Below are 23,467 nucleotides of genomic sequence, written 5' to 3' on the forward strand. Positions count from 1 at the left end.
AATGATGATCGTCGGGCGCATGCCGCGGATTATGGCGTGCGGCGTGGCCTTGTACAAGGCGGCGCCACAGCTTCGCCCGCCTACATGTCCGCCGTCAGATCGCGCAAGCTCTGGACGGTCACGCCTGCAACCTGCAGATTGGCGCTCAGCACCGGATCGACCTCGGGAGCGATCGCCACGTACTCGACCGTCCAGCCAGCGAAACGCGGGTGCGCCTGCAGAAACCGCCCGGCGCTGGTCCGTAGCCCCTCGACCGAGGCGAGCAAGCGTAGCGGGTTGCGTTTGCACGAGCCAAAACGGATACGGCATTCATCCTCGTTGATCGCGACCAGATCGATTTCGACGTCCGATCGGTCCCAGTAGCCCTGGATACGCTCGCTCAGCGGGAAATCGCCCATGCCACGACGGCTGCGTTCTTCGTATATCTGACCGACCAGATCTTCGAGCGCATGGCCTTCGACCTCCGCGAGCCGCTCGTCGGCCTGATCGATCAGGCCCTCGACCGGTCGGAATGCGACGGCAGACACCGGGCGCTGCAGGGCCGACAGCCAGGCGCGAAGGAAATTGTCGCGGATGTAGTAGCGGCCGCTTCGCGCCCTCGGCGGGGCGAATATGGGCAGACGCCGCTCTATCATGCGATAGCGCTCGGACAGTATCTTCAGATAGCCGCCGACCTGACGCACCTCGCCGGGGCCGGACAGATCCGCCATCGCCGCCTCGATGTCGGCGTTGGTGCATCCGGGGTGCTTCGCCAGGAACTGCAGAACCATGTCGTAACGGCCGCGCAGCTCGCGCAGGAACCAGTTGTCGGCCTCGTTGCGCAACGGCGATGAACTGGAAAAGAACAGGCTGCGCAGCACTGTCCTCCGGTCCGCTCCCAGAACGCCCTGCTCGAACGCATCGCGATAGAACTTCGGCACGCCCTCGAACAGATTCCACAGGAAGAGCAGGCGCCAGGGATCGTCATCGGAATGTGCACGCAGGATTTCCAGCACCGATGCGATATCGAGGTGCCCCAGTTCCAGTGTGTCCGTCGTCCGGTTGAATAAGGGCGCGTCCCTGTCCTCGAGCAGGGCCGTCATTTCTGCGTGCAGGGAGCCGAGCACGATCAGGCCGCCGGGCACATCGGCCGCTTTCGCGGCCAGGCGGTCGACCTCAGCCTGCAGCAGCGAGCAGAAGTCGGCGAGCTGCTTGCGATGGAAATACTGAAACTCGTCGAGAGCGACGACGAAACCCTCTTCCGCAAGTCGTCCGATCAGCAGGGCCAGCTCGCCAAGGCTGGTCACCCGCCCTTCGATGCCGAAGGTTTCGAGATAGCCGTTGCACGCGGCCACCACGCCAGCCGGGTCCGAGTCGGGAATTTGGATGTACAGCGTCCGTGCGACGCCAGCGGCGCGCAAGGCTTCCTGTATCAGAGCCGTCTTGCCGATGCGACGACGCCCTGAAATCTGCAGGAAGAACCAGCGGCGGCGTTCGAGAATGCTCTGCATCTGCTGCAGCTCGGCTCGACGCCCGTAAAACGACCATGCCGTCCGAACGCTCATGTCCAAGGTCGAAAACTTAATATAAAAGTTTTTACCTTAACGGAAGGTGCAATTCAACCCCTTGTTTTATTGAACGAACTCGGCATTCTCATAAACACAAACGCCCGCCTCACCCTGTTTCATTGCACCGGTTGTGCCGCCAGCTGCCTGACCGACGCCACCAGGTCGGTGAAGCGCTCGCCCTGCACCTGGATGTGACCACGGATGCGGTCGGCGGCCAGGTCGCCATCGCCGGCGACGATGGCGTCGACGATGGACTGGTGCTCCGAATAGGAAACCTTCATCCGGTTGCGCACGCGCAGCTGCAGCCGGCGGTAGGGACGCAGCCGGCGGTGCAGGCTGATCGCCTGTTCGGCGAGGAAGCCGTTGTGGCTCGCCATATAGATATTGCGGTGGAACTGCTCGTTGAGCCAGTAGTAGGCGTCCGGGTTGTCGGCGTCGCGCGCCGCCTCGCAGGCCTGGTGCGCCGCCCGCAGCGACGCGATCTCGTCCTCGGTGATGCGGCGCGCCGCCAGCCGCGCGCACATCGCCTCCAGTTCCGCCATCACATCGAACATTTCGCACAGGCGGTGTGGCTCGATCTCCGCCACCACTGCGCCGCGCCGCGGGCGCGTGTCGACCAGCCCGGCCGACGCCAGCTGGATCAGCGCCTCACGTATCGGCGTGCGCGACACGCCGAACTCCGCCGCCAGCTCCTGCTCGTCGAGCCGGGCGCCGGGACGCAGCGCGCCAGTGACGATCTGTTCCTCGATCTTTTCGCACAGCTGTTCGGACAGGCGCAGTGGCGCCGGGGCGTGATCCATGTGGGGCTCCTTGCTCATTACAAAAAAGTATAGACAAAGCTTGACTCTGAATACACCGAATCCTATCGTGTATACACGTTTGACTTTTCTACATACATGAACTGATCTGACGTATCCGCCGCGAAGGAGCCCCCAGCGAACAGAACAAGGGGGTGCGGCATCACCACCATGCATCCAATCGACTGGAGGAGACTTGCATGAAATCCCAGCGCCGTTCCGTCCTGCGCGGCTTTGTCGCGACCACCCTTTCCGCATCCCTGCTGGCCATCGGCCTGGGCGCAGCCCAGCCTGCGCTTGCCCAGACCACCCTGAAGCTGTCGCACCAGTTCCCTGCATCCACCACACCCGACGGTGACTTCCGCGACCGGCTCGCCAAGCAGTTTGCCGCCGAAGTCGAGAAGCGCACCCAGGGTCAGGTCAAGATCACCGTCTATCCCGGCAATTCGCTGATGAAGACCAACACCCAGTTCGGCGCGCTGCGCAAGGGCGTGCTGGACATGTCGGTCCTTCCGCTGGCCTACGGCGGCGGCGAAGTGCCGGAAGTGAACCTGACGCTGATGCCGGCGCTGATCACCTCCTACGAGCAGGGCCTGCGCTGGCGCACCTCGCCCATCGGCCAGCGGCTCGAAAAGCATCTGGAAGAGAAGGGCATGAAGATCCTGACCTGGGTGTGGCAGGCCGGCGGCATCGCCTCGGCCGGACAGCCCATGGTCACCCCGGCAGACGTGAAGGGCAGCAAGTTCCGGGGCGGCAGCCGCGAAATGGACGTGATGCTGAAGGAAGCCGGCGCCGCCATCACCAACGTGCCGTCGAACGAGATCTACAGCGGCATGCAGTCCAAGGTGCTCGACGCCGCTCTGACCTCCTCCACCTCGCACATCAGCTTCCGCCTGTACGAAACGTCGAAGTCCTTCACCACCGGTCGCGATCACAGCTTCTGGTACATGTTCGAGCCGCTGCTCATTTCGATGAACACCTTCAACAAGCTCACGCCCGAACAGCAGAAGGTGCTGGTCGAGGTCGGCCTGAGCCTGGAGAAGTTCGCGATGGAAGAGGCGAAGAAGGACGACGAGCGCGCCGCCGAAGTGTTCGCCAAGGCCGGCATCAAGGTGGTGGACATGGACGAGGCCGCGTTCAACCAGTGGCGCGCGCTCGCCCAGAAGACCTCGTGGAAGGACTTTGCCGAGAAAGTGAAGGACGGCAAGACCTGGATGGACATGGCCACTTCGGTCAAGTAACGCGACCGGCCTGGGGAGGGTTCCATCATGTTCTCGCTGATTGCCGGCGCGCTGCGCCGGTTCAACCGGCTTGCCGCCTATCTGTCGGGCGCCGTCATCATCGTGGCGGCCGGCATCCTGGTGTGGCAGGTCGCGGTGCGCTACTGGCTCAAGTGGCCCACAGACTGGGAAATCGAGCTATGCGTCATGCTGCTCATCATTTCCACCTTCATGAGTGCGGCCCACACCCAGGCCGAACGCGGCCATGTGGCGATCGACCTGCTCGACACCATGCTGCCCGCCGGTATCAACCGGCTGCGGCAGCGGCTGGCCGACGTACTCACCTTCGCCTTCTGCGGCTTCGTCGCCTTCAACGCCTGGGAGTTCTTTCACGAGGCCTGGGCCGACGGCAAGACCAGTCCCTCGCTGTGGGGCCCGAAGCTGTGGATTCCGTATCTCTTCGTCGCGCTCGGCATGACCACGCTGACACTCGAACTGGCGCTGCAGACGCTGCGCCGCAAGGAGGCCTGACATGGACATGCTCACGCTGTCTCTGCTGTTCGCCGTCGCCACCTTCGTCGGCCTGTTCTCGGGCATGCCGATCGCTTTCGCGCTCGGTGGCGTGGCCCTGCTGTTCATGCTGTTCTTCATGCCGCTGTCGTCGCTGGCGCTGGTGACCGAAACCATCTACGCCGAACTCGACAACTTCACGCTGCTCACCATCCCGCTGTTCGTGCTGATGGGCGCGGCGATCGGCAAGTCGCGCGCCGGCGAAGACCTCTACGCATCGCTGAACCGCTGGCTCTACCGCGTACCGGGCGGCCTCGGTGTCGCCAACACGCTGGCCTGTTCGGTGTTCTCGGCGATGTGCGGCTCCAGCCCGGCGACCTGCTCGGCCATCGGCAGCTCGGGCATTCCGCAGATGCGCAGCCGCGGCTACTCGGATGGCCTGTCCACCGGCCTGATCGCCGCCGGCGGCACGCTGGGCATCCTGATCCCGCCCAGCCTGACGCTCATCCTGTACGGCCTGGCCACCGAACAGTCGATCGGCAAGCTGTTCATGGCCGGTGTCGGCCCGGGCCTGCTGCTGACGCTGCTGTTCGCGCTCTACGTCATGTGGCGCTACAAGAAGGAAAAGGCGCAGGCGCGCGCGTCGGCCGACGCCGGTGGCGACGGTTCGCACGCGCTGCTGCAGGAGGAGCATTACAGCTGGGCGGAACGTCTGGAATCGCTGCCGCGCTTCGCGCCCTTCCTCGCCGTCATCGCCATCGTCATGATCGCGCTGTACGGCGGCTGGGCGACGCCGTCGGAAGTGGCCGGTATCGGCGCCTTCTTCTCGCTGCTGATGGTGATGACCATCTACAAGTGCTACCGCTGGGCCGACCTGAAGGTCATCCTGAACGGCACGGTGAAGGAAAGCTGCATGATCATGATGATCATCGGCATGTCCTTCCTCTACACCTGGGTGATGAGCAATCTGAACATTACCCAGGAAGCGGCACAGTGGCTTGTGACGCTGCCGATAGGCAAGTGGGGCTTCTTCCTCGCGGTGTGCGTGCTGCTGCTGGTGCTCGGCTTTTTCCTGCCGCCGGTGGCCATCATCCTGATGGTGACGCCCATCATCCTGCCGGCGCTGAATACGCACGGCTTCGACCTGATCTGGTTCGGCGTCATCATGACCATCATGCTGGAAGCCGGTCTGGTCACGCCGCCGGTCGGGCTGAACCTGTTCGTCATCAACGGCATCGCACCCGACATCCCGCTCAAGGCCATCATGAAGGGCGTGCTGCCCTTCATCTGGCTCATGCTGCTGGCGGTGCTGCTGCTGTGCCTGATGCCGGGCATCGCGATGTGGCTGCCCGACCACTACCAGGGGAGCTGAAGATGGGCGCGCCCTGGAATCAACGTGCGGCGCGCCGGGCGCGCCGGCTCGAACGGCTGGCGCCGCTCACCCGCGGCCGCCAGATCGCCGCGGCCGACATCGTCGCCGCGCTGGAAGCGGCGATCGAGCCGGGCGACCGCGTCTGCCTCGAAGGCAACAACCAGAAACAGGCCGACTTCCTCGCCGAATCGCTGGCCGACTGCTCGCCCGAGCGCCTGCACGATCTGCACATGGTGCAGTCGGTGCTGGCGCTGCCGGCGCACATCGACGTGTTCGAGCGCGGCATCGCGAACCGGCTCGACTTCTCGTTCTCCGGCCCGCAGGCGAACAGGCTGGCACGGCTGGTCGAGGAACGGCGCATCGCCATCGGCGCCATCCACACCTACCTCGAACTGTTCGGCCGCTACTTCGTCGATCTCACCCCCGACGTGTGCCTGATCGCCGCGCAGGCGGCGGACGCCGACGGCAACCTCTACCTCGGCCCGAACACCGAGGACACGCCGGCCATCGTCGAGGCGACCGCCTTCCGCCACGGCCTCGTCATCGCGCAGGTGAACGAAAAGCTGGATCGCCTGCCGCGCGTCGACATCCCGGCCGACTGGACCGACGCCTTCGTGGTCGCGCCGCGGCCCAACTACATCGAGCCGCTGTTCACCCGCGACCCGGCACAGATCACCGAAATCCAGGTGCTGATGGCGATGATGGCGATCAAGGGCATCTACGCCGAGTACGGCGTGCAGCGCCTGAATCACGGCATCGGCTTCGACACCGCGGCGATCGAACTGCTGCTGCCCACCTACGCCGAATCGCTGGGCCTGCGCGGCAGGATCTGCAGCCACTGGGCACTGAACCCGCACCCGACGCTGATCCCGGCGATCGAGGCGGGCTTCGTCAAATCGGTGCACAGCTTCGGCTCCGAAGTCGGCATGGAGAACTACGTCGCCGCCCGCTCCGACGTGTTCTTCACCGGCCGTGACGGCAGCATGCGGTCCAACCGCGCCTTCTGCCAGACCGCCGGCCTCTACGCCTGCGACATGTTCATCGGCTCGACGCTGCAGATCGACCTCGCCGGCAACAGTTCGACCGCCACGCTGGGCCGCATCGCCGGCTTCGGCGGCGCGCCGAACATGGGTTCGGATGCACGCGGGCGGCGCCACGCCAGTCCGGCCTGGCTGCGCGCCGGCCGCGAGCGCGCCGGCGACGCCATCGCCACGCGCGGCCAGAAGCTGGTGGTGCAAACGGTCGAAACCTTCCGCGAACACATGGCGCCGGCCTTCGTAGATCGGCTGGACGCCTGGCAGCTGATGGAGGACATGGGCATGGACCTGCCGCCTATCATGATCCACGGTGACGACGTGACCCACATCGTGACCGAAGAGGGCATCGCCAACCTGCTGCTGTGCCGCAGCGCCGCCGAACGCGAACAGGCGATACGCGGTGTGGCCGGCTACACGCTGGTGGGCCGCGCGCGCGATGCGCGCATGGTCGAGAACCTGCGCGACCGCGGCGTCATCCGCCGCCCCGAAGACATCGGCATCGACAAGCGCGACGCCACACGCGACCTGCTCGCCGCACGCAGCATCAAGGATCTGGTGCGCGCCTCCGGCGGCCTGTACGACCCGCCGCGCCGCTTCCGCAACTGGTGACCGGAGACCCGACATGGAACGTTTCACCCTTTCGTTGCCGAGTGCGCCCTGCGCGCGCGCTGACGCGGCCGCCGCGCTGTGCGGCGTCGTGTCCTCCGGCAATCTGGAAATCCTGGTCGACCGCGGCAGCATGGCCGACCGCTGCGACATCGAAGTGAACACCTCTGCGCACGGCTTCCGCGACACCTGGGAGGCGGTGCTCGCCGACGCGGTCGCCCGTCACGCCGCCGGCGGCCTCGCGCTCGCGATCAACGACGCCGGCGCGACACCGGCCGTCGTTAGCCTGCGCCTCGACCAGGCGCTGGAAGCGCTGGAGGACCGCGCATGAGCCGCCTGCAACGACATTCCTGGTTCGAAGCCGACGCCCGCGCCCGCATCGCCGGCCTGGTCGACGCCGGCAGCTTCCGCGAGCTGTGCGGTCCGCACGAACGGCTCACCAGCCCGCATCTGGCCGCGCTCGATCTGCCGGTCGCCTTCGACGACGGCGTCGTGGTCGGCGAAGCCACGCTCGACGGCCGGCCGGTGCTGGTCGGCGCCCAGCAGGGCGAGTTCAACGGCGGCGCCGTCGGCGAAATCCACGGTGCCAAACTGCGCGGCCTGTTCGAGCGCGCTCGCCACACACGGCCGGCGGCAGTGCTGCTGGCCATCGACTCCGGTGGCGTGCGACTGCACGAAGCCAATGCCGGGTTGATCGCGATTTCAGAACTGATGCGCGCACTGCTCGCCGCACGCGCCGACGGCATCCCGGTCTACGGCCTGATCGGCGGATCGTGCGGCGCCTTCGGCGGCATGGGCATCGTCGCCCGGCTGTGCGACGCGCTCGTCATGTCGGAAGAGGGCCGTCTCGGCCTGTCCGGCCCCGAGGTGATCGAGACGGTGAAGGGCGTCGATGAATTCGATTCGAAGGACCGCGCTCTCGTGTGGCGGGTGACCGGCGGCAAGCTCAGGCGCAGCCTCGGCGACGCCGCCCTGCTGGTGGACGACGACATCGCCGCCTTCCGCGACGCCGCGCGCGCGCTGCTCGCGCGGCCGGTGCCGACGCGCGACCTCGCCGCGCTCGACGCCGACCAGCGGGCGCTGACGCTGCGCGCTGCGCGCCACGCCGATGCGCGCGACGGCCTGGATATCTGGCGCGCGCTCGGCCTGCCCGATCCCGCGGTCATCCCGATGCTGGACGCCGCCGATTTCAACCGCCTGCTCGCTCCTCTTTCGCCGACGGAGGCCGCATGAACGCCCTGCTCGACCGCCTGTTTCCGACCGGCCACACGGTCGCGTTCGACGGGCACAACCTCGCCGGCCACGCCGAATCCGCAGCCGGCCGCGTGCACGTGATCGGCACCCGCGACCGCGCAGCGCTCACCACCGACATGGCGCTGAAACTGTCGCAGGCAGTGCTCGACGCGGTGCGCGCCGATCAGGTGAGCGGCGACCCGCGCCCCATCGTGTTCATCGCATCGACCCAGGGCCAGGCGCTGTCGCGCCATGAGGAGCTGCTGGGCCTGAACGGCTATTTCGCCCACATGGCGCGCTGCGTCGACCTCGCCCGCCGCAGCGGTCACCGGCTGGTGACGCTGATCCACGGCGAAGCGGTCAGCGGCGGCTTCCTTGCCTTCGGCCTGCTGGCCGACCGCATCTGCGCGCTGCCCGATGCCCAGGTGAAGGTGATGGATCTGCGTGCGATGGCGCGCGTGACCAAGATCGCGCCCGAGCGACTGGAAGCGCTGGCGCAGAGCTCGCCGGTGTTCGCGCCGGGCGCCAGCAATTACGCGCGCATGGGCGCCATCCACGCGCTGTGGTCCGACAGCGACGACTGGCCGCAGGCGCTGCAGCAGGCCATCGCCGAAGCCGGCGGCGAGGACCGCCGCGCCGCACTCGGACGCGAACGCGGCGGCCGCACGCTGGCGCAGCCGGTGGCCGAGCGCGTCGCCGGCGTACCGCTCGACGCCTGACCATGCACCGCCTGCGCCGTCACGACCTGGTCTGGCTGCGCGCCGGCGCGGCGGTGACTCCCGCCGCCTGCAGCGCAGCAGCTGCCGCCGATGTCGAAGCCTGGCGCAGGGCCGGCAGACCGCTGGTCTGTGCGCGCAGTGACGACCTGCCGACCGAGCGCGTGCGCCTCGGTCTCACCTTGCCCGGCACTGGGGTGCGCCGTCGCGTATCGCTGACGGCGGCGCGCGCCGACGTCGAACGCAGCACGCCACCGCCACCGCTCGCGTCGTTGCTCGACGCACTGCCGGCCGCTCACCGGCCGTCGCTGCATGCGTTCGCCGAGCGCTGCACCGCGCTTGGCATCACGCCGCGCGTCTACGGTTCGCTGCTGTGGCAGTCGCTCAGCGGCAAACCCTGTCTGCGTGACGACAGCGACCTCGACCTGCTGTTCGACCTCGAAGACCCCGCACCGCTGCCCGCGCTGCTCGCGCTGCTGCGGCACGCCGACGGCGCGCTGCGCCTCGACGGCGAAATCCGCTGCGGTGCGCACGCGGTGGCCTGGCGCGAACTGGCGGCCGCACTCGACGGCCGCAGCCCGCGTCGCGTGCTGGCGAAATCCGATGAAGGCATTGTGCTGATCGACGTCGGCGATCTGTGGCCGGCACGGAGCTGCGCCGCATGAACGCGCCCGCCCGGATCACTCCGGCCCCGGTCGCCGACTGCGAACGCATCGGCCGGCTCGCCGTGCGCAGCCTCTACCGCGAGGTCGCGCTGGCGCCCAAGCCGGGGCTGGTCAGCCCGATCGACAACGGCAGCCACGACGACATGGACATGTCGATCTTCTTCCGCAGCCTGTTCGCGCTGCGCCACTATTTCCGCGACATCGCCCGCGCTGGAGCCGACGGCGCCGGCTTCGCCACGCTGCAGTCGCTCGGACTGGCCGCCGAAGCGCAGATGCTGGCCGCCACCGGCGGCATCAACACGCACCGCGGTGCCATCTTCAACCTCGGCCTGCTGTGCGCCGCCGCCGGACGTGTCGCGGCGCTGAGCGGAACGGCCGACGCCGCGCACGTCGCGCGCACCGTCGCCACCTGCTGGGGCGCCGACATCGTCGCCGCACGACCCGCCGATGGCACGCCACATGCGGACAGCCACGGCCTGCGCGTCGCCCGCCGCCACGGTACCGGCGGTGCGCGCGAGCAGGCGGCCGCCGGCTTTCCCGATGTGATCGACGCGGCACTGCCGGCGCTGCGCGCGGTACTCGCCGCGCCCGGTGACGACCGCCAGAACCGCGCCGCGGTGCAGGCGCTGTTCGTGCTGATCGCGCGGCTGGACGACAGCAATCTGCTGTGGCGCGGCGGCCGCATCGGTCTCGACTACGCGCAGGGCACGGCGCGCAGCTTCATCGCGGCGGGCGGCGTGTTCGCCGACGACTGGGCGGCGCAGGCGCAGGCCACGCACGAGGCCTTCGTCGCCCGCCGGCTCAGTCCGGGCGGCGCGGCCGATCTGCTGGCGGTGACGCTGTTCCTGCACGAACTGGAGGGTGCGGCGTGCGGCTGATCGTGCTGTTCAGCGGACAGGGCGGACAGACGGCGGAGCATCTGTCCGAACTGCGTGCCGACGCCAAGACGCGCGCCTGGCTGCCGGCTCTCGACGCGCTGCGCAGCAACGATCTGGCCAGCAACGTCACCGCACAGGTCTTGATCAGCGCGCTGCACGCGCTGCGCTGGCGCCGGCTCGCGCCGCGGCTGCCGCGACCGCTGCTGTTCGCCGGCTACTCGCTGGGCGAGTTGAGCGCGTTTGCACTGGCGCGCGGTCTGCCGCTCAAGGACTGGCTCGCACTGGCTGCACGGCGCGCCGCATTGATGGACGCCGCCACCGCGCAGCCGTCCGGCCTGCTCGCCGTGCAGGGCCTGACAGAAGCAGTACTGCGCGCTGCGCTCGAAGGCAGCGGCTGCAGCATCGCCATCCGCAACGGCGACGCCCACTTCGTCGTCGGCGGCGCAAGCACTGCGCTGATCGAGCTGGAACACACTCTGCCCACGCGCGGCGCCCGTCGCTGCGTGCGTCTCGCGGTGCACACGCCGTCGCATACACCGCTGCTCGCCGCCGCGCGGGCACCGCTGGCCGAAGCGCTGGCGCCGTGGGCAAGCGGTCGCCTGTCCGTGCCAGTCATCGCTGGCATCGACGGCCGCGCGCAGCGCGACGCTGCCGATGCCGTCCGCGCGCTGACTGCCCAGGTCGCACAGACCATAGACTGGTCCACCTGCATGGACACCGTGCTCGAATACGCACCCGACGCCGTGCTCGAAATCGGCCCCTGCAACGCCCTCGCCCGCATGCTGGCCGAGCGTGCGCCGGAGTTGCCGGTGCGCGCGGTCGACGACTTCAGCGGCGACACCGCGGTGGTCGACTGGCTGGAGCGGATGGCCGGATAGGCGCGCCACGCGCCAACCACCGCCGCCGTCGGGGTCAGAAGACCCCTCCCACAGAATCCCGGCGCCGCGTACTGCCCACCGCCCCTGTCGGGGTCAAGACCTCTCCCACAAACCCTGGCCCCCGCGACCGACCGCGCGCGATTCCTTTGGAAGCCATGTAAGGTTGCCCTCTGCCTCCCGGTCTTCAGGGTTGTCAGCGCACACACGGACGATGTCGTGATACTCGGATTCAGCAAACGCAAGAGCTTCGAACAGGCGGTGCGGGCCTTCAGCCCGGATCTGTACCGCTTCGCCTGGTGGCTGTGTCGCGACAAGTTCGTCGCCGAGGACCTGGTGCAGGAAACCTTCGCCCGCGCCTGGAAATCGTGGGACGACATCAAGGACTCCGCCGCCACCAAGAGCTGGCTCATCACCATCGTGCGCCGCGAACACGCGCGGCTGTACGAGCGCAAGCAGTTCGACTACGTCGACGTCGAACTGGAAGACCTGCAGATCGCCGCCGACCACGAACCGATAGAGCTCTTCGAAATGGAAAACCTGCTCGGCAGCCTGCCGCTGACGCTGCGCGAACCGCTGGTGCTGCAGGCGCTGGGCGGCTTTTCGTGCGCAGAGATCGCCGACATGCTGGACACCACCGAAGGCGCGGTGATGACCCGCCTGACCCGCGCCCGTCAGGCACTGCGTAGCGCACTGACCGGCCAGCCGGCGCGGAGGGCCGAATCGTGAGCAGCCTCGACGACAAGACCATGACTTTCAACTGCATCGACTTCCGCCGCGAAAAGCTGGCCGATCCGCGCCGCCTGACCGAGGCAGCCGAGGAACACCTGATCGCCTGCCCCGCGTGCCAAGCCTTCTCGCGCCGCGTGAACGCCGGCGAACGCATGCTGCAGCAGACGGTGGCGATCGACGTGCCGGACGGTCTGGCCGAGCGCATCCTGGTCGGCAGCCGGGCGCGCACCCGCTCGCCGCTCAAGCTGTGGGCGCTGGCCGCCAGCATGGTGCTCAGCCTCGGGCTGGGCGTGCAGTACTGGCACACCGCACCCGACCGCGAGCGCGTCGCGCTGGCGGTCGAGCACGTGATGCACGAACCGGAGGCATTGATGAGCACGCGGCTGATCGAGCCGCAGCGCGTGTCGCAGGTGCTCGAAAGTTTCGGTGCCGAAGTGAAGGTGCCGATGACCGCCGTGCGCTACGTGAAGCTGTGTCCGGTGCCCGGCGGCACCGGCTGGCACATCGTGTTCGACACGCCTAAGGGCCCGGCCACGCTGCTGCTGCTGCCGCAGAAGGACGAGCGCGTGCGCACCATCACCGCCAGCCACCGCGGCATGGGGGTGCATGTCGAAGCAGGCGGCCAGGGCATGGTCGCCGTGGTGGCCGGCGACACCGACCTCGCGCGCGAGGCGGCCGGCATGCTGCACCAGCACGTGAGCTGGGCGCCTTCCGCGGCGCTGACGGTGAATGAGCGGGGTGTCCGGCCGCGCAGCTGACACCGCAGTTTCATGGCACGACGGGGCGCAGGGTTTACAATCCTGCGTCCATTTTTTTGGCTGCCGTGCCTCGCCCGCGATGGAACTGACCCGCCTGCTGTCCCAGCTCGACAACCGGATGCTCGGAGAAATGTTCTCCGAAGACACCATCGTGCGCGGCAGCCAGTACGTGACGCGGGTCGGCGACATCGACGTGCAAGGGCCGACGCTGCGCGCGCTGGTGCGCGGCACCCGGCCGCAGCCCTACCAGGTGACGGTACGGCTGGAACGGCGCGAGTACTTCGGCGAGCGCACGCTGGAAATCGCCACCCGCTGTTCCTGCCCGGTCGGCAACCGCTGCAAGCACGCGGTCGGCCTGCTGCTGGCGGCCAAGAAGCAGGGCGAACTGATCGAGCGCCCGCGCGCCGAGGTGCTGCGCTGGGCGCAGACGCTGCAGAAGCGCCTGAGCGAAGAACCGACGGGCGCCTCGCGCAAGCGCGCCGCACCCAAGGAATCGATCGCCTACCTGATCACGCCGCGCGGCAGCCAGCCGGCCGACCTGCGCCTGCTCAAGGCCAAACTTACCGACCGCGCCGGCCGCGACAGCACGCCGGGCGCTGACAGCCAGCCCTGGTTCAACTTCGAGCAGGCGCTGCTGAAGCCGCCTTCCTTCGTGCAGGACAACGATCTGCCGGTGTTCCGCACGCTGCGCGACGCGATACGCAAACGCGCGACCAGCGTGTTCGTGCCCTTCGAACTGCGCGGCGCCGACGGCCTCGCCGTGCTGCGCGCCGCGCTCGACACCGGTCGCTGCTTCGTGCGCGCCGACGAGGGCAGCGACGACGCGCGCGCGCTGAAGCCGGGTGAAGCGCGCGCCGGTCAGCTCGAATGGCAGACCGAAAAGCTCGGCGTGCGCGCCCTGCTCGCCTGCACGCCGCCGGCCGACTGGACGCTGCCGACCGACCCGCCCTGGTATCTCGACGTCGCCCGCGGACTGGCCGGCGAAATCACACACCCTGCGCGCGAAGCGGTGCAGGCGGTGCTCGAGCTGCCACTGCTCACCACCGCCGAACTGCCGCTGGTGGCCGAGGCGCTGGCCCAGGCCGCGCCCGCGCTGCCGTCGCCGCTGGGGCGCGACGCAGCCAGCCTGCCGCTGATCGAAGAGGCGCTGCGCCCGGTGCTGAAGTTCGCCAGCCTGCCGGTGTGGCACGTGAAGCCGCACCGCCGCTACGACAAGGCGCTCGGCCACGCGCTGTACGACATCGCCACCGTCGCGCTCAGCTACGGCCAGGCGAAGTTCGCCGCCACCGACAGCTCCGACCTGGCGACGCTGCCCAACGGCCGCGCGGTACGCGTGAAGCGCGACAGCGCGGCCGAACAGGCGGCGCTGGCCTTGCTCGGCGAAGTCGGCTTCGCGCCGGTGCAGGCGCGCTGGCTGCAGATGTACGAATCGCTTCCGGTCGGCGCGCTCGGCCTGGAGAGCGAAGAGGCCTGGGCGCGCTTCTTCGGCGACGCCGCCGGCCGCCTCACCCGCGCCGGCTGGCAGATCGAGTGCCCGCCGGACTTCCGCCACCGCGTGCTGGTGGTCGATGAGTGGCACGCCGAACTGGACGAGAACGAGAACGGCTGGCTCGAACTGTCGCTTGGCATCGACGTCGGTGGCCGCCGGCTCGACCTCGCGCCGCTGCTGCACGCGCTGTTCAAGCGCGACGGCCGCTGGCTGGACCCGATCGCGCTCGACCGCATGCGCGACGAGGACACGACCGATCTGTTCACCGCCGAAGGCGAACGCATCATCGTGCCGGCCGGCCGCATCAAGCCGCTGGCGCGCACCCTGGTCGACCTGTTCGACAGCCCGGCCGGCGGTGCGCTGCAGGTGTCGCGCATGGACGCGCCGCGGCTGGCCGAAGCGCTCGATGCGAAGTGGACGCGCGAAGGCTTCAAGTCGCTCGAACAGTGGGTCGAACGCCTGCGCGGCATGCACGGCGTCGCGCCGGTCGACGCGCCGGAGGGCTTCGGCATCGAACTGCGCCCCTACCAGCGCGAAGGTCTGGCCTGGCTGCAGCACCTGCGCGCGCACGATCTCGGCGGCATCCTGGCCGACGATATGGGCCTGGGCAAGACCGCGCAGACGCTGGCCCACCTGCTGCTGGAGAAGCGCGCCGGCCGGCTCGACCGCCCGGCGCTGGTCGTGCTGCCGACCTCGCTGGTATTCAACTGGCAACGCGAAGCCGCCCGTTTCGCACCCGAACTGCGCGTGCTCAAGCTGCACGGCCCGGACCGCGGCGAACGCTTCGCCCAGGTGCCCGAGCACGACGTCTGCCTCACCACCTACCCGCTGCTGTGGCGCGACCACGAAAAGCTGGCCGAGCACGACTACCACCTGCTCATCCTCGACGAGGCGCAGACGGTGAAGAACGCCGGCAGCCAGGCGGCGAAGGCTGTGCGCCTGCTGCGTGCGCGGCACCGGCTGTGCCTGACCGGCACGCCGCTGGAAAACCATCTGGGCGAACTGTGGGCTCAGTTCGACTTTCTGCTGCCCGGCTTCCTCGGCGAACAGAAGGACTTCACGCGCACCTGGCGCACGCCGATCGAGAAGCACGGCGACCCGATCCGCCGCGAACTGCTGGCGCGCCGCGTGGCGCCCTTCATCCTGCGCCGGCGCAAGGACGACGTCGCCGCCGACCTGCCGCCGAAAACCGAAGTGCTGCGCACGGTCGAACTGACCGGTCGCCAGCGCGACCTCTACGAAACCGTGCGGGTGGCGATGGACAAGCGGGTGCGCGACGAGATCGCCAGCCGCGGTTTCGCCCGCGCGCGCATCGTCATCCTCGACGCGCTGCTCAAGCTGCGCCAGGTGTGCTGCGACCCGCGCCTGCTGAAGACCGACGCCGCCGCGCGCGTGAAAGAGCGGGCCAAGCTCGACCTGCTGATGGACATGCTGGAAAACCTGCTGGCCGAAGGTCGCAAAGTGCTGGTGTTCTCGCAATTCACCGGCATGCTGGACCTGATCCACGAACAGCTGGTCGAAGCCGGCATCGGCTGCGTCATGCTGACCGGCGACACGCAGAACCGCGAAGCGGTCGTCCGCCGTTTCCAGGAAGGCACCGTGCCGGTCTTCCTGATCAGCCTGAAAGCCGGCGGAGTCGGCCTCAACCTCACCGCCGCCGACACGGTGATCCACTACGACCCCTGGTGGAACCCCGCCGCCGAAAACCAGGCCAGCGACCGCGCCCACCGCATCGGCCAGGACAAGCCGGTGTTCGTCTACAAGCTCATCGTCGCCGGCAGCATCGAAGAACGCATCGTCGCGCTGCAGGAAAAGAAGGCCGCCCTGGCCGAAGGCATCCTCGGCAACGACGAAGCGGCGCTGGAGAAATTCGGCGAGAACGAACTGGCCGCGCTGTTCGAGCCGCTGGCGGAGTAGGCCGCTTCAGTGCGGCGCATCGGTTGCTCGGACGATGGATGCAGTGCGGCTGTCGATGCAAAGTCATTTCGACGGCCGTCGCGGAGCCATCTGCAATCTGGCAGGAAGCGCGGGGGCCGCGAAGAGAACTGCATCATCGCGGGTCCGCACTCTGCGCCATGACGCGGACGAACACATGCGCACACAAGATGGGATGGTCCCCGTCTGACGCCCGGCTGGCAGTCGCCGCCGGCGACCCTTCCGGCATCAACCGCGCTCTCGGGACATCGCCCGAACCATAGACATCGACCAGATCGTCCGCAACACCGGTACTTGCGACGAAGGCCCGTCACATACGTCTTGACGATACAGCTCAGACAAAAGGCTGATGGAGATGCCGAAGGCATCGCTTCATGATGCAATGGAATTTTCATCTCGCCACAGGCAGATCCGAATCATCTCTCCAGCGCCGGGCTATGGCTGAGATCATCGGCTCGCCACAACAAGGCCCATCGGACTGCTGGATCACGATGGGGCTTGAACGTCAGCCTGAGCGACGAAGACATTCATTCGAGAACTTAAATGTCAAACGTACCCGACGAGGCCAAATGTGAACAGATCATGTATCGCAGCACTCCTTTTTCTAATCGCTATCAAGGCAAGTGCAGCACCCATTACGTGGCAACTTGTTGATTTCCGGTTCGACGACGGTGGAACGGCGTACGGCTCGTTCACCTACGATAGCGACACAGACAAGTTCGGCGGCATTGACATCTACACCTCCAGCGGATCGATACACGGCGGAAGGCATTACCTTTCAACGGCCGGTGTCTGGGGTGCATCGCCGCAAACAGGCGTATTGGCCTTCAGCGATAACGCTGGTCCGGACTTCACGAACGCAGGCTGGTTCCGGATCGATGCATACGTTGACTTCAACGCATCCCCCGGGACCATCGTCAATCAATGGTTAGATGTCGGCGCAGAGAGCTTCTGCGTAAATTCGTCCTGCTGGACGGCAGCGAACGAGCTTACGCACCCGGGCAGCTCGCGTGACACGGTAGCGGGTTACCTGATTGCGCTCGCCCCTGTGCCGGAACCCTCCGTCGCTGTGCTCGGGGCCGCCGGGCTTGCTTTGCTTGTAACGCGAGTCACTTTAATTCGGCGAGAAAAATCGCGCTGTTAACATGCGGGGGACGATCCTCATTTCCTCTGCCAATCCGGGACAAACCACGGCCTCAATCGCCAAGTCGTCGACAACTTGGCCTTTCTCCGGTGATGCATTTCCAGGCCGTGAAAGAAACCGGAGCACGACGCGAACTGGAAACCCGCGTGGCGCCGTTCATCATCCGGACGGGGGACCTCGGACTTCAGGGTGGCGGGCGTCACGGGGACCAATGGAAAGCCTGTTGCCAAGCACATAGTCCGAAAAGCAGGAAATCGATCCGATGAACGCCAAACCGAATCGCTGGGTCGCGGTGCTGCTGGGGGTATTCCTGCAGCCGGGGGCCATGCTCTATGTCGCACGGCCCGGGTGGGCGCTTTTCTACTTCCTGCTCGCCCTGACGATGGGCGTGTTGGGCGAGATCTATTCCAGCGCCCCGTCCGGCGAATACCTGATCACGTTGATCCAGTTCGCCATTCCTCTCGCGTGCGCGGTGCACGCCTACCATCTTGCGAGGACCTATCCGGACGGAAAGCGCCGTCCCGCCTACAGCCGCTGGTACGGCCTGCTCGGCGCGACGGCAGCGATAGTCCTGATTGTCATCACCGTTCGAGCGTTCGTCGGAGAGCCCAACAGGCATCCGTCTTCGGCAATGCTCCCCACCATTCCGCGGGGCGCCCTGCTGATCACCCAAAAATGGGGTTATGGAAACTACAGCTTCTTCGGCGTAAACCTCCACCGCTCACCGATCACTTCGCCGCTCGTTCGCGGCGACATCATCGTCTTCGAATTTCCGATGGACAGATCCGTGCCCTTCGCTCAGCGCCTGATCGGCCTTCCCGGCGACAAGGTGACCTACAAGAGCGGCCGTCTGGTGGTAAACGGCGAGGCGCTCGCCTTGCGCCAAATAGCCGACTTCATGGATCCGAAGACTTCGGAGCGGCTGCGCGCCTTCGTGGAATCACAGGGCGACATCGAATATTCGATCATCCGGCAGCAGGAAGCCCGCGACACAGCCTCGATGGTCGTCAACTTTCCGCATCGTGACCGGTGCATCTACGAAGCGGACGGACTCACGTGCGAGGTGCCGCCAGACCACTACTTCGTGATGGGCGATAACCGAGACCAGAGCGCCGACAGCAGGGTGTGGGGTTTCGTACCCGCCGACCACATCATCGGAAAAGTCCGCTACATCATGCGCTGATGTGACCACCACCGGCGCTTGTCACGACTGCACGGCGCAGGGGAAGGCTTCGTCGCGCGGCCGGAAACGAGAACTGCGCCGGACGAGGGCTGTCCCGGCAACGACGAAGCCGCGCCGCTGGAGCCGCTGGCGGGAGAGCCACCACGACTTCAGCACATCGGAATTTCGGCCGATGTCAGCCTGAGCACGGTCACCGGACAATCCGTAAGCCCGAATCCCTGCTATCGGCCGCGGTGCCGCCCCCCCCCGGCGGCAGTCCTTTCGATTGCCCGAATGTAGCCCAAAAGCTACACTCTTCTGTGAAATCATGCGTATCGAAAAGACCGACGAGTACCGCGACTGGATCGACGGCCTCAGGGACGTGGCCGGCCGCGCACGGATACTGATGCGCGTCGACAGGCTGATCCATGGCAATCCGGGCACGCATCGGAATTTGACCGAAGACGTGTCCGAACTGAAGGTCGATGTCGGCCCCGGCTATCGCGTCTATTACTGCCAGCGCGGAAACGTCCTGCTTCTGCTGCTGGCCGGCGGCGACAAATCGACGCAACAGAAGGACATCGAACGCGCAATCCATCTGGCCCATGCCTGGGGAGAAGAAGCATGACCGCAGTAAAGAGAACCGCACCGCCGCAGCTGCGCACTTCGCCCTACGACGTGGCCGAACACCTGCGCACGCCGGAAGAAATGGCCGCCTACCTCGACGCCTGGCTCGAGGACGCCGCCGACGACATTTCCGGCGTCACCCGCGCTCTCGGCGACATCGCCCGGGCCAAAGGCATGAGCCAGGTCGCCCGTGACACCGGCCTGAGTCGCGAGAGCCTGTATCGGGCACTGAGCGAGAATGGCAACCCAAGCTTTGCGACGGTGCTGAAGGTCGCGCGGGCGCTGGGGGTGAGGCTGCATGCGCGAGTGATATGACGACTGCGATCGAATGACGGTCACCCGCTCATCTCGCATGACTCCACTCCTCGAAAAATTCCTTGCTGGACTGTTTGTCTTCTGCATTGGCCTCCTGTTGCGCCACTTCGACAAACTTAAGGAAAAAGAAACGCAACGAGAAATTGAGCAGTTCCGCCGACGCTTCGAGAACGATAGCAAGCGAGTCATGTTCATGGATTTCATGCACGCCCTGCTGGGTTCGTACGGGCCGCGAATTGCGCAGCTCGTCGTCTCGCCAGTGCTCGCATGGATTCTGATCATTGGCGGCGCGTTAAGGATGGGCGACTCCATCATTCTTTTGTACTGGCCGAATCCATGACAGTCTGGCGGGGCTTTTTTGCGTTGAATCCCGGCTGCGCTCACGCAGCGGATTTTTGCCGCCCGACAACGCTTCGATACTGAGCGCCGTCCTTTCCTCGAGGCCGTAGTCATGCCGACCGAGACCAGTGACCTGCCCGACGATCCGAAGGCTCGGATTGCGTCAGCTGCGAAGCGCACGAGGGACGCGACCGATGCATTCACCCGCCAAGCAATCGCCAAGAAGCCAGCGCGGTCAACTCGGCAGAGGAGCGTTACGCGCTCGTCGTTGCGTCAGGCAAGACGATTCAGTGGCAGGAACTGCGTCGCCACCTGATTGCTCACATCGCAGGCGTAGCATTCCCGCTACGGACACCGCGCAAACTGATGCGGTAATCGCCCTCCCATTCTTCTGCATCGTTGCCCCCGGAGCCCCCATGCCGCACCTCCTCCACATCGAATCCTCCCCCCGCAAACAGCGCTCGTCGTCCATCGAAGTCGCGCACGCCTTCATCGACGCCTGGCGGGCGGCGCATCCGGACGGCACGGTGGATGTGCTGGACGTATGGTCAGAGCCGATGCCTGAGTTCGATGGCGCCGCGCTGGATGCGAAGTACGCCGGCCTGACCGGTACGCCGCTGACCGACGCGCAGGCAGCGGTGTGGGCGCAGATCCGCGCGCTGGCGGCGCGCATACAGAAGGCGGACCGGCTGGTCATCAGCGCGCCGATGTGGAACTACTCGATCCCGTACAAACTGAAGCAGCTGATCGACGTGGTATCGCAGAAGGACCTGCTGTTCACCTTCGACGAGCGCGGCCAGCTCGGTATGCTGGGCCACTGCAAGGCGGTGCTGGTGCTGGCGCGCGGCGTCGAGGTGGGTGACGCGCCGGACGCGCTGAAGTCGTCGGAGTGGGATCTGCAGCGCCAGTATCTCGACCTGTGGCTGCGCATGGTGGGCATTACCGATGTCGGCCACCTCATCGTGCAGAAGACGCTGTACGGCCCCGAGGTCGACGCCGGCTCGCGCGCCGAGGCGGCGGCGCGGGCCCGGGCGATGGCGGCGACCTTCTAGCCACGGCTGCAATCCACCGGCGGAGCGCGCGATGACCACTCCCACACCGCATGTCCGTTCGACCGGCGCTGGCCCGGCGGTGATCTGCCTGCACGCGAACGCAAGCACGTCGTCGCAGTGGCGCGATCTGGGCGACGCGCTGTCCGCCCGTCACCGGGTGCTCGCGCCGGACCTGTACGGCGCCGGCCGCAGTCCGGACTGGCCTTCGGACAGCCGGATCGCGCTGCGCGACGAAGTCGATTTCCTGAGGCCGGTTTTCGACGAAGCGGGCGAATCTTTCGTGCTGGTCGGCCACTCCTACGGCGCCGCGGTGGCGCTGATCGCCGCCCTGACCTGCCCCGAGCGCGTGCGCGCGCTGGCGATCTACGAGCCCACGCTGTTCGCGGTGGTCGACGCGCAGCAACCGCAGCCGAACGGCACCGAGGGCATACACGCTGCAGTAGCGGCTTCGGTGGCTGCGCTGGAAGCCGGCGACCTGCACGAGGCGGCCCGCCATTTCATCGACTACTGGATGGGCGACGGCAGCTTTGCGGCGATGCCCGAGCAGCGCCAACAGCCGGTCGCCGAATCGATGCGCAATGTGCGACGCTGGGCGCACGCGCTGACCACCGAGCCGACACCGCTTGAGGCCTTCGCCGCGCTGGATATGCCGTTGCTCTACATGCTCGGCGCCTCGTCGCCCGAGTCGGTGCACGCGGTGGCGCGTGCTCTGATCCCGCGACTGCCGAAGGTGGAGGTAGTCGAATTCGCCGGGCTGGGGCATATGGCGCCGGTGACGCATCCCGACATCGTCAATGCGGAAATCGTGCGCTTCGTTGCGGCGATGGCGCCATGATGGTGGCTTCTCGCGGTAGCACGGCCGCATCGCGGTCAGAAGACCGCTCCCACAGGGATCGTGCCTGATTCTTGACTGGAGTCAGGGCGGGGGTTCTGTGGGAGGGGTCTTGACCCCGACAGCGGCCTGCGTCGAGGCCCGAGGACCGCAAAGGCCCTGTCGCGGCAAAGGCCGCTCCCCCAGGGATCGCGCCTGATTCGGGGCTGGAGTCAGGGCGGGGTTCTGTGGGAGGGGTCTTGACCCCGACAGCGGCCTGCATCGAAGCCCGAGAACTGCAGAGACCCTGTCGCGGCCAAGGCCGCTCCCACAGAGAACCCGCTCCGTCGCCATCGTGAGCGCCCGGACCGGGGTGCAGCCGATCGCGATGTCGTCGTCGCGTCGCCGTTCTCACCGCCGCTCAGGCCCTGCCGCCGCCCGCACCAATGATCAGATTGAACACCTCGCGCGCCAGCAGCAGTTCCACCGGCGCGCCGCCGCGCAGGGCACTGATCGGGCGGAACACGCCGCCGTGAGCTTCGAGTGCTGCCTTCGGTGCCTCGAAAGTGGTGAAGCGCAGCAGATGCACGCGGACCGGACCGGAGTCGGTCGATACCTGGTGATCGAAGTCGACGGCAAGTTCCAGCTCGGCCGGGTTCAACCCCAGGCGGGCGACAACCGCCGCCTTCACTGCATCGCCATCCTTGATCGCGGCCGTCCCGCCGATTGGAGCAAGCGCGGCTGCCGACGGAGGCAGGGGGGCCGGCGCCAGCAAGGTGTCGCCCCACTTCGCGAACACCAGCGCCGCGCTGTAGCTGTCGAAATGCACCAGCATCGCGCGATTGGCGATCAGTACATCGTCCTGTGTATCCACGGTCCGCTCCCTTGGTGCAGCGGGCGATACGGTGCACGCGACGTGGGCGCGCCCGACCGCACTGCCTGTGTCATGACAACTTCGTACGCCAGCATCGACCAGGCCCCGCTTCGACACTGCACAGCACTGGCGGGGAGTATGGCCCGGCGGAGAAGCAGTGCAGCGTCGCCGTCGCCAATCCTGAGAACATCGGCGCGCCGCAGGGTGACGGTCGACGCGCAAGGCTGTTAGCATGAAGTCGCCTGACCCGGCTTCACGCCGGATGCATCGCCCGCCCCCACGCGCAGCACCGGGCTCTCGCCCGGGTTTCACGTGCATCCCCGGGGGCCTCACTCATCCGCAAAGAGAGGAGTCCGCTATGGGCCTGTTCAACACCATTCTGGAAAAGCTCGGTTTCGGCAAGAAGGACGATGCACCTGCGGCGGCTGCACCCGCACCCGCACCCGCACCGGCACCCGTAAGTACGCCCGCCGCACCGGTCGCCGCTGCACCGGTCGCCATTTCGCAGGTCGATGTCGTATCGAAGCTGGAGGCGCTGGCCGCGGCCAGTACGCAGAAGCTGAACTGGAAGGTGTCCATCGTCGACCTGATGAAGCTGCTCGGCCTGGACAGCAGCCTCGACGCGCGCAAGACGCTGGCGACCGAGCTCGGTTGCCCGCAGGACAAGATGGGCGACTCGGCACAGATGAATATGTGGCTGCACAAGACCGTGCTGCAGAAGCTGGCGGAGAACGGCGGAAATATCCCGAAGGAATTGCTCTGAGGTCTGCTGG

The 23,467-nt window shown here is 67.0% G+C and carries 24 protein-coding genes; 21 read left to right on the plus strand and 3 right to left on the minus strand.

Annotated elements, in window-relative coordinates; all coding sequences use genetic code 11:
* Nucleotides 1-80: 80 nt before the first annotated feature.
* Together METRZ18153_RS0114995 and METRZ18153_RS0115000 are read right to left on the minus strand one after the other, a co-directional pair.
* Entirely contained in the window at nucleotides 81-1,490 is a 1,410-nt protein-coding gene (locus METRZ18153_RS0114995) for an ATP-binding protein (protein ID WP_020165495.1), read from the minus strand.
* Nucleotides 1,491-1,663: 173 nt separating this feature from the next.
* The gene (locus METRZ18153_RS0115000; RefSeq protein ID WP_020165496.1) at nucleotides 1,664-2,347 is read right to left on the minus strand and encodes a GntR family transcriptional regulator; all 684 of its coding nucleotides are present in this window, start codon (nucleotides 2,345-2,347) and stop codon (nucleotides 1,664-1,666) included.
* 197 nt (nucleotides 2,348-2,544) lie between these two features.
* Here METRZ18153_RS0115000 and dctP point away from each other — a divergent pair, with 197 nt between their 5' ends.
* The 20 genes from dctP to METRZ18153_RS0115095 all read left to right on the plus strand — a co-directional run bounded on the left by dctP (nucleotide 2,545) and on the right by METRZ18153_RS0115095 (nucleotide 21,844).
* Nucleotides 2,545-3,585, plus strand: a complete 1,041-nt coding sequence (gene dctP / locus METRZ18153_RS0115005; protein ID WP_020165497.1) for a TRAP transporter substrate-binding protein DctP — start codon at nucleotides 2,545-2,547, stop codon at nucleotides 3,583-3,585.
* A 27-nt stretch (nucleotides 3,586-3,612) separates the two neighbouring features.
* Nucleotides 3,613-4,095: a TRAP transporter small permease gene (locus tag METRZ18153_RS0115010; RefSeq protein ID WP_020165498.1), complete on the plus strand. Its 483-nt coding sequence runs from the start codon at nucleotides 3,613-3,615 to the stop codon at nucleotides 4,093-4,095.
* Nucleotide 4,096: 1 nt separating this feature from the next.
* On the plus strand, nucleotides 4,097-5,446 hold the full coding sequence (locus METRZ18153_RS0115015; protein ID WP_020165499.1) for a TRAP transporter large permease: 1,350 nt from the start codon (nucleotides 4,097-4,099) through the stop codon (nucleotides 5,444-5,446).
* 2 nt (nucleotides 5,447-5,448) lie between these two features.
* On the plus strand, nucleotides 5,449-7,092 hold the full coding sequence (mdcA, locus tag METRZ18153_RS0115020) for a malonate decarboxylase subunit alpha (RefSeq protein ID WP_020165500.1): 1,644 nt from the start codon (nucleotides 5,449-5,451) through the stop codon (nucleotides 7,090-7,092).
* A gap of 13 nt (nucleotides 7,093-7,105) precedes the next feature.
* Nucleotides 7,106-7,420 carry a malonate decarboxylase acyl carrier protein gene (gene mdcC, locus METRZ18153_RS0115025; RefSeq protein WP_020165501.1) on the plus strand — a complete coding sequence of 105 codons (315 nt, stop codon included), beginning with the start codon at nucleotides 7,106-7,108 and terminating at the stop codon, nucleotides 7,418-7,420.
* A complete protein-coding gene (locus METRZ18153_RS0115030) occupies nucleotides 7,417-8,322 on the plus strand; it encodes a biotin-independent malonate decarboxylase subunit beta (RefSeq protein ID WP_020165502.1) in 906 nt (301 codons plus the stop codon). The genes mdcC and METRZ18153_RS0115030 overlap by 4 nt, the downstream gene beginning before the upstream one ends.
* The gene (gene mdcE / locus METRZ18153_RS0115035) at nucleotides 8,319-9,041 is read left to right on the plus strand and encodes a biotin-independent malonate decarboxylase subunit gamma (protein ID WP_020165503.1); all 723 of its coding nucleotides are present in this window, start codon (nucleotides 8,319-8,321) and stop codon (nucleotides 9,039-9,041) included. The genes METRZ18153_RS0115030 and mdcE overlap by 4 nt, the downstream gene beginning before the upstream one ends.
* A gap of 2 nt (nucleotides 9,042-9,043) precedes the next feature.
* Nucleotides 9,044-9,703: a malonate decarboxylase holo-[acyl-carrier-protein] synthase gene (mdcG, locus tag METRZ18153_RS0115040; RefSeq protein ID WP_020165504.1), complete on the plus strand. Its 660-nt coding sequence runs from the start codon at nucleotides 9,044-9,046 to the stop codon at nucleotides 9,701-9,703.
* Entirely contained in the window at nucleotides 9,700-10,581 is an 882-nt protein-coding gene (mdcB, locus tag METRZ18153_RS0115045; protein ID WP_029143805.1) for a triphosphoribosyl-dephospho-CoA synthase MdcB, read from the plus strand. The genes mdcG and mdcB overlap by 4 nt, the downstream gene beginning before the upstream one ends.
* Nucleotides 10,572-11,459, plus strand: coding sequence for an acyltransferase domain-containing protein (locus METRZ18153_RS0115050; protein ID WP_020165506.1), 888 nt, complete (start codon nucleotides 10,572-10,574; stop codon nucleotides 11,457-11,459). The genes mdcB and METRZ18153_RS0115050 overlap by 10 nt, the downstream gene beginning before the upstream one ends.
* 216 nt (nucleotides 11,460-11,675) lie before the next feature.
* Nucleotides 11,676-12,185, plus strand: a complete 510-nt coding sequence (locus tag METRZ18153_RS0115055) for a sigma-70 family RNA polymerase sigma factor (protein ID WP_019917232.1) — start codon at nucleotides 11,676-11,678, stop codon at nucleotides 12,183-12,185.
* The gene (locus METRZ18153_RS0115060) at nucleotides 12,182-12,946 is read left to right on the plus strand and encodes a DUF3379 family protein (RefSeq protein WP_020165507.1); all 765 of its coding nucleotides are present in this window, start codon (nucleotides 12,182-12,184) and stop codon (nucleotides 12,944-12,946) included. The genes METRZ18153_RS0115055 and METRZ18153_RS0115060 overlap by 4 nt, the downstream gene beginning before the upstream one ends.
* A gap of 79 nt (nucleotides 12,947-13,025) precedes the next feature.
* Nucleotides 13,026-16,352: a DEAD/DEAH box helicase gene (locus tag METRZ18153_RS0115065; RefSeq protein WP_020165508.1), complete on the plus strand. Its 3,327-nt coding sequence runs from the start codon at nucleotides 13,026-13,028 to the stop codon at nucleotides 16,350-16,352.
* Nucleotides 16,353-16,941: 589 nt separating this feature from the next.
* On the plus strand, nucleotides 16,942-17,514 hold the full coding sequence (locus METRZ18153_RS20690; RefSeq protein WP_081629106.1) for a hypothetical protein: 573 nt from the start codon (nucleotides 16,942-16,944) through the stop codon (nucleotides 17,512-17,514).
* A gap of 262 nt (nucleotides 17,515-17,776) precedes the next feature.
* Complete coding sequence (gene lepB, locus METRZ18153_RS0115070; RefSeq protein ID WP_020165509.1) at nucleotides 17,777-18,697, plus strand: signal peptidase I; 921 nt, start codon at nucleotides 17,777-17,779, stop codon at nucleotides 18,695-18,697.
* Between the two features lie 307 nt (nucleotides 18,698-19,004).
* Nucleotides 19,005-19,304, plus strand: coding sequence for a type II toxin-antitoxin system RelE/ParE family toxin (locus METRZ18153_RS0115075; RefSeq protein ID WP_020165510.1), 300 nt, complete (start codon nucleotides 19,005-19,007; stop codon nucleotides 19,302-19,304).
* Nucleotides 19,301-19,618 (plus strand): addiction module antidote protein, encoded by a 318-nt coding sequence (locus METRZ18153_RS0115080; protein ID WP_020165511.1) that lies wholly within the window; start codon nucleotides 19,301-19,303, stop codon nucleotides 19,616-19,618. The genes METRZ18153_RS0115075 and METRZ18153_RS0115080 overlap by 4 nt, the downstream gene beginning before the upstream one ends.
* A 13-nt stretch (nucleotides 19,619-19,631) precedes the next feature.
* Nucleotides 19,632-19,958, plus strand: coding sequence for a hypothetical protein (locus tag METRZ18153_RS0115085; protein WP_232416059.1), 327 nt, complete (start codon nucleotides 19,632-19,634; stop codon nucleotides 19,956-19,958).
* A 415-nt stretch (nucleotides 19,959-20,373) separates the two neighbouring features.
* The gene (locus tag METRZ18153_RS0115090) at nucleotides 20,374-21,009 is read left to right on the plus strand and encodes an FMN-dependent NADH-azoreductase (protein ID WP_020165513.1); all 636 of its coding nucleotides are present in this window, start codon (nucleotides 20,374-20,376) and stop codon (nucleotides 21,007-21,009) included.
* 31 nt (nucleotides 21,010-21,040) lie between these two features.
* The gene (locus METRZ18153_RS0115095) at nucleotides 21,041-21,844 is read left to right on the plus strand and encodes an alpha/beta fold hydrolase (protein ID WP_020165514.1); all 804 of its coding nucleotides are present in this window, start codon (nucleotides 21,041-21,043) and stop codon (nucleotides 21,842-21,844) included.
* Nucleotides 21,845-22,241: 397 nt separating this feature from the next.
* Here METRZ18153_RS0115095 and METRZ18153_RS0115100 read toward each other — a convergent pair whose 3' ends face one another.
* Nucleotides 22,242-22,694, minus strand: a complete 453-nt coding sequence (locus tag METRZ18153_RS0115100; RefSeq protein WP_020165515.1) for a hypothetical protein — start codon at nucleotides 22,692-22,694, stop codon at nucleotides 22,242-22,244.
* Between the two features lie 358 nt (nucleotides 22,695-23,052).
* On the opposite strand from METRZ18153_RS0115100, the gene METRZ18153_RS0115105 reads away from it, so the two are divergent.
* Entirely contained in the window at nucleotides 23,053-23,457 is a 405-nt protein-coding gene (locus METRZ18153_RS0115105; RefSeq protein WP_020165516.1) for a DUF3597 domain-containing protein, read from the plus strand.
* The last annotated feature ends 10 nt before the right edge of the window (nucleotides 23,458-23,467 follow it).

The organism is Methyloversatilis discipulorum (genome assembly GCF_000385375.1).
Taxonomy (GTDB): Bacteria; Pseudomonadota; Gammaproteobacteria; order Burkholderiales; family Rhodocyclaceae; genus Methyloversatilis; species Methyloversatilis discipulorum_A.

Coding starts and splice junctions, on each gene's coding strand:
- METRZ18153_RS0114995 (WP_020165495.1), bottom strand. CDS start 1,490: ATGCAGAGCATTCTCGAACGCCGCCGCTGGTTCTTCCTGCAGATTTCA.
- METRZ18153_RS0115000 (WP_020165496.1), bottom strand. CDS start 2,347: ATGGATCACGCCCCGGCGCCACTGCGCCTGTCCGAACAGCTGTGCGAA.
- dctP (WP_020165497.1), top strand. CDS start 2,545: ATGAAATCCCAGCGCCGTTCCGTCCTGCGCGGCTTTGTCGCGACCACC.
- METRZ18153_RS0115010 (WP_020165498.1), top strand. CDS start 3,613: ATGTTCTCGCTGATTGCCGGCGCGCTGCGCCGGTTCAACCGGCTTGCC.
- METRZ18153_RS0115015 (WP_020165499.1), top strand. CDS start 4,097: ATGGACATGCTCACGCTGTCTCTGCTGTTCGCCGTCGCCACCTTCGTC.
- mdcA (WP_020165500.1), top strand. CDS start 5,449: ATGGGCGCGCCCTGGAATCAACGTGCGGCGCGCCGGGCGCGCCGGCTC.
- mdcC (WP_020165501.1), top strand. CDS start 7,106: ATGGAACGTTTCACCCTTTCGTTGCCGAGTGCGCCCTGCGCGCGCGCT.
- METRZ18153_RS0115030 (WP_020165502.1), top strand. CDS start 7,417: ATGAGCCGCCTGCAACGACATTCCTGGTTCGAAGCCGACGCCCGCGCC.
- mdcE (WP_020165503.1), top strand. CDS start 8,319: ATGAACGCCCTGCTCGACCGCCTGTTTCCGACCGGCCACACGGTCGCG.
- mdcG (WP_020165504.1), top strand. CDS start 9,044: ATGCACCGCCTGCGCCGTCACGACCTGGTCTGGCTGCGCGCCGGCGCG.
- mdcB (WP_029143805.1), top strand. CDS start 9,700: ATGAACGCGCCCGCCCGGATCACTCCGGCCCCGGTCGCCGACTGCGAA.
- METRZ18153_RS0115065 (WP_020165508.1), top strand. CDS start 13,026: ATGGAACTGACCCGCCTGCTGTCCCAGCTCGACAACCGGATGCTCGGA.
- lepB (WP_020165509.1), top strand. CDS start 17,777: ATGAACGCCAAACCGAATCGCTGGGTCGCGGTGCTGCTGGGGGTATTC.
- METRZ18153_RS0115075 (WP_020165510.1), top strand. CDS start 19,005: ATGCGTATCGAAAAGACCGACGAGTACCGCGACTGGATCGACGGCCTC.
- METRZ18153_RS0115080 (WP_020165511.1), top strand. CDS start 19,301: ATGACCGCAGTAAAGAGAACCGCACCGCCGCAGCTGCGCACTTCGCCC.
- METRZ18153_RS0115085 (WP_232416059.1), top strand. CDS start 19,632: ATGACGGTCACCCGCTCATCTCGCATGACTCCACTCCTCGAAAAATTC.
- METRZ18153_RS0115090 (WP_020165513.1), top strand. CDS start 20,374: ATGCCGCACCTCCTCCACATCGAATCCTCCCCCCGCAAACAGCGCTCG.
- METRZ18153_RS0115095 (WP_020165514.1), top strand. CDS start 21,041: ATGACCACTCCCACACCGCATGTCCGTTCGACCGGCGCTGGCCCGGCG.
- METRZ18153_RS0115105 (WP_020165516.1), top strand. CDS start 23,053: ATGGGCCTGTTCAACACCATTCTGGAAAAGCTCGGTTTCGGCAAGAAG.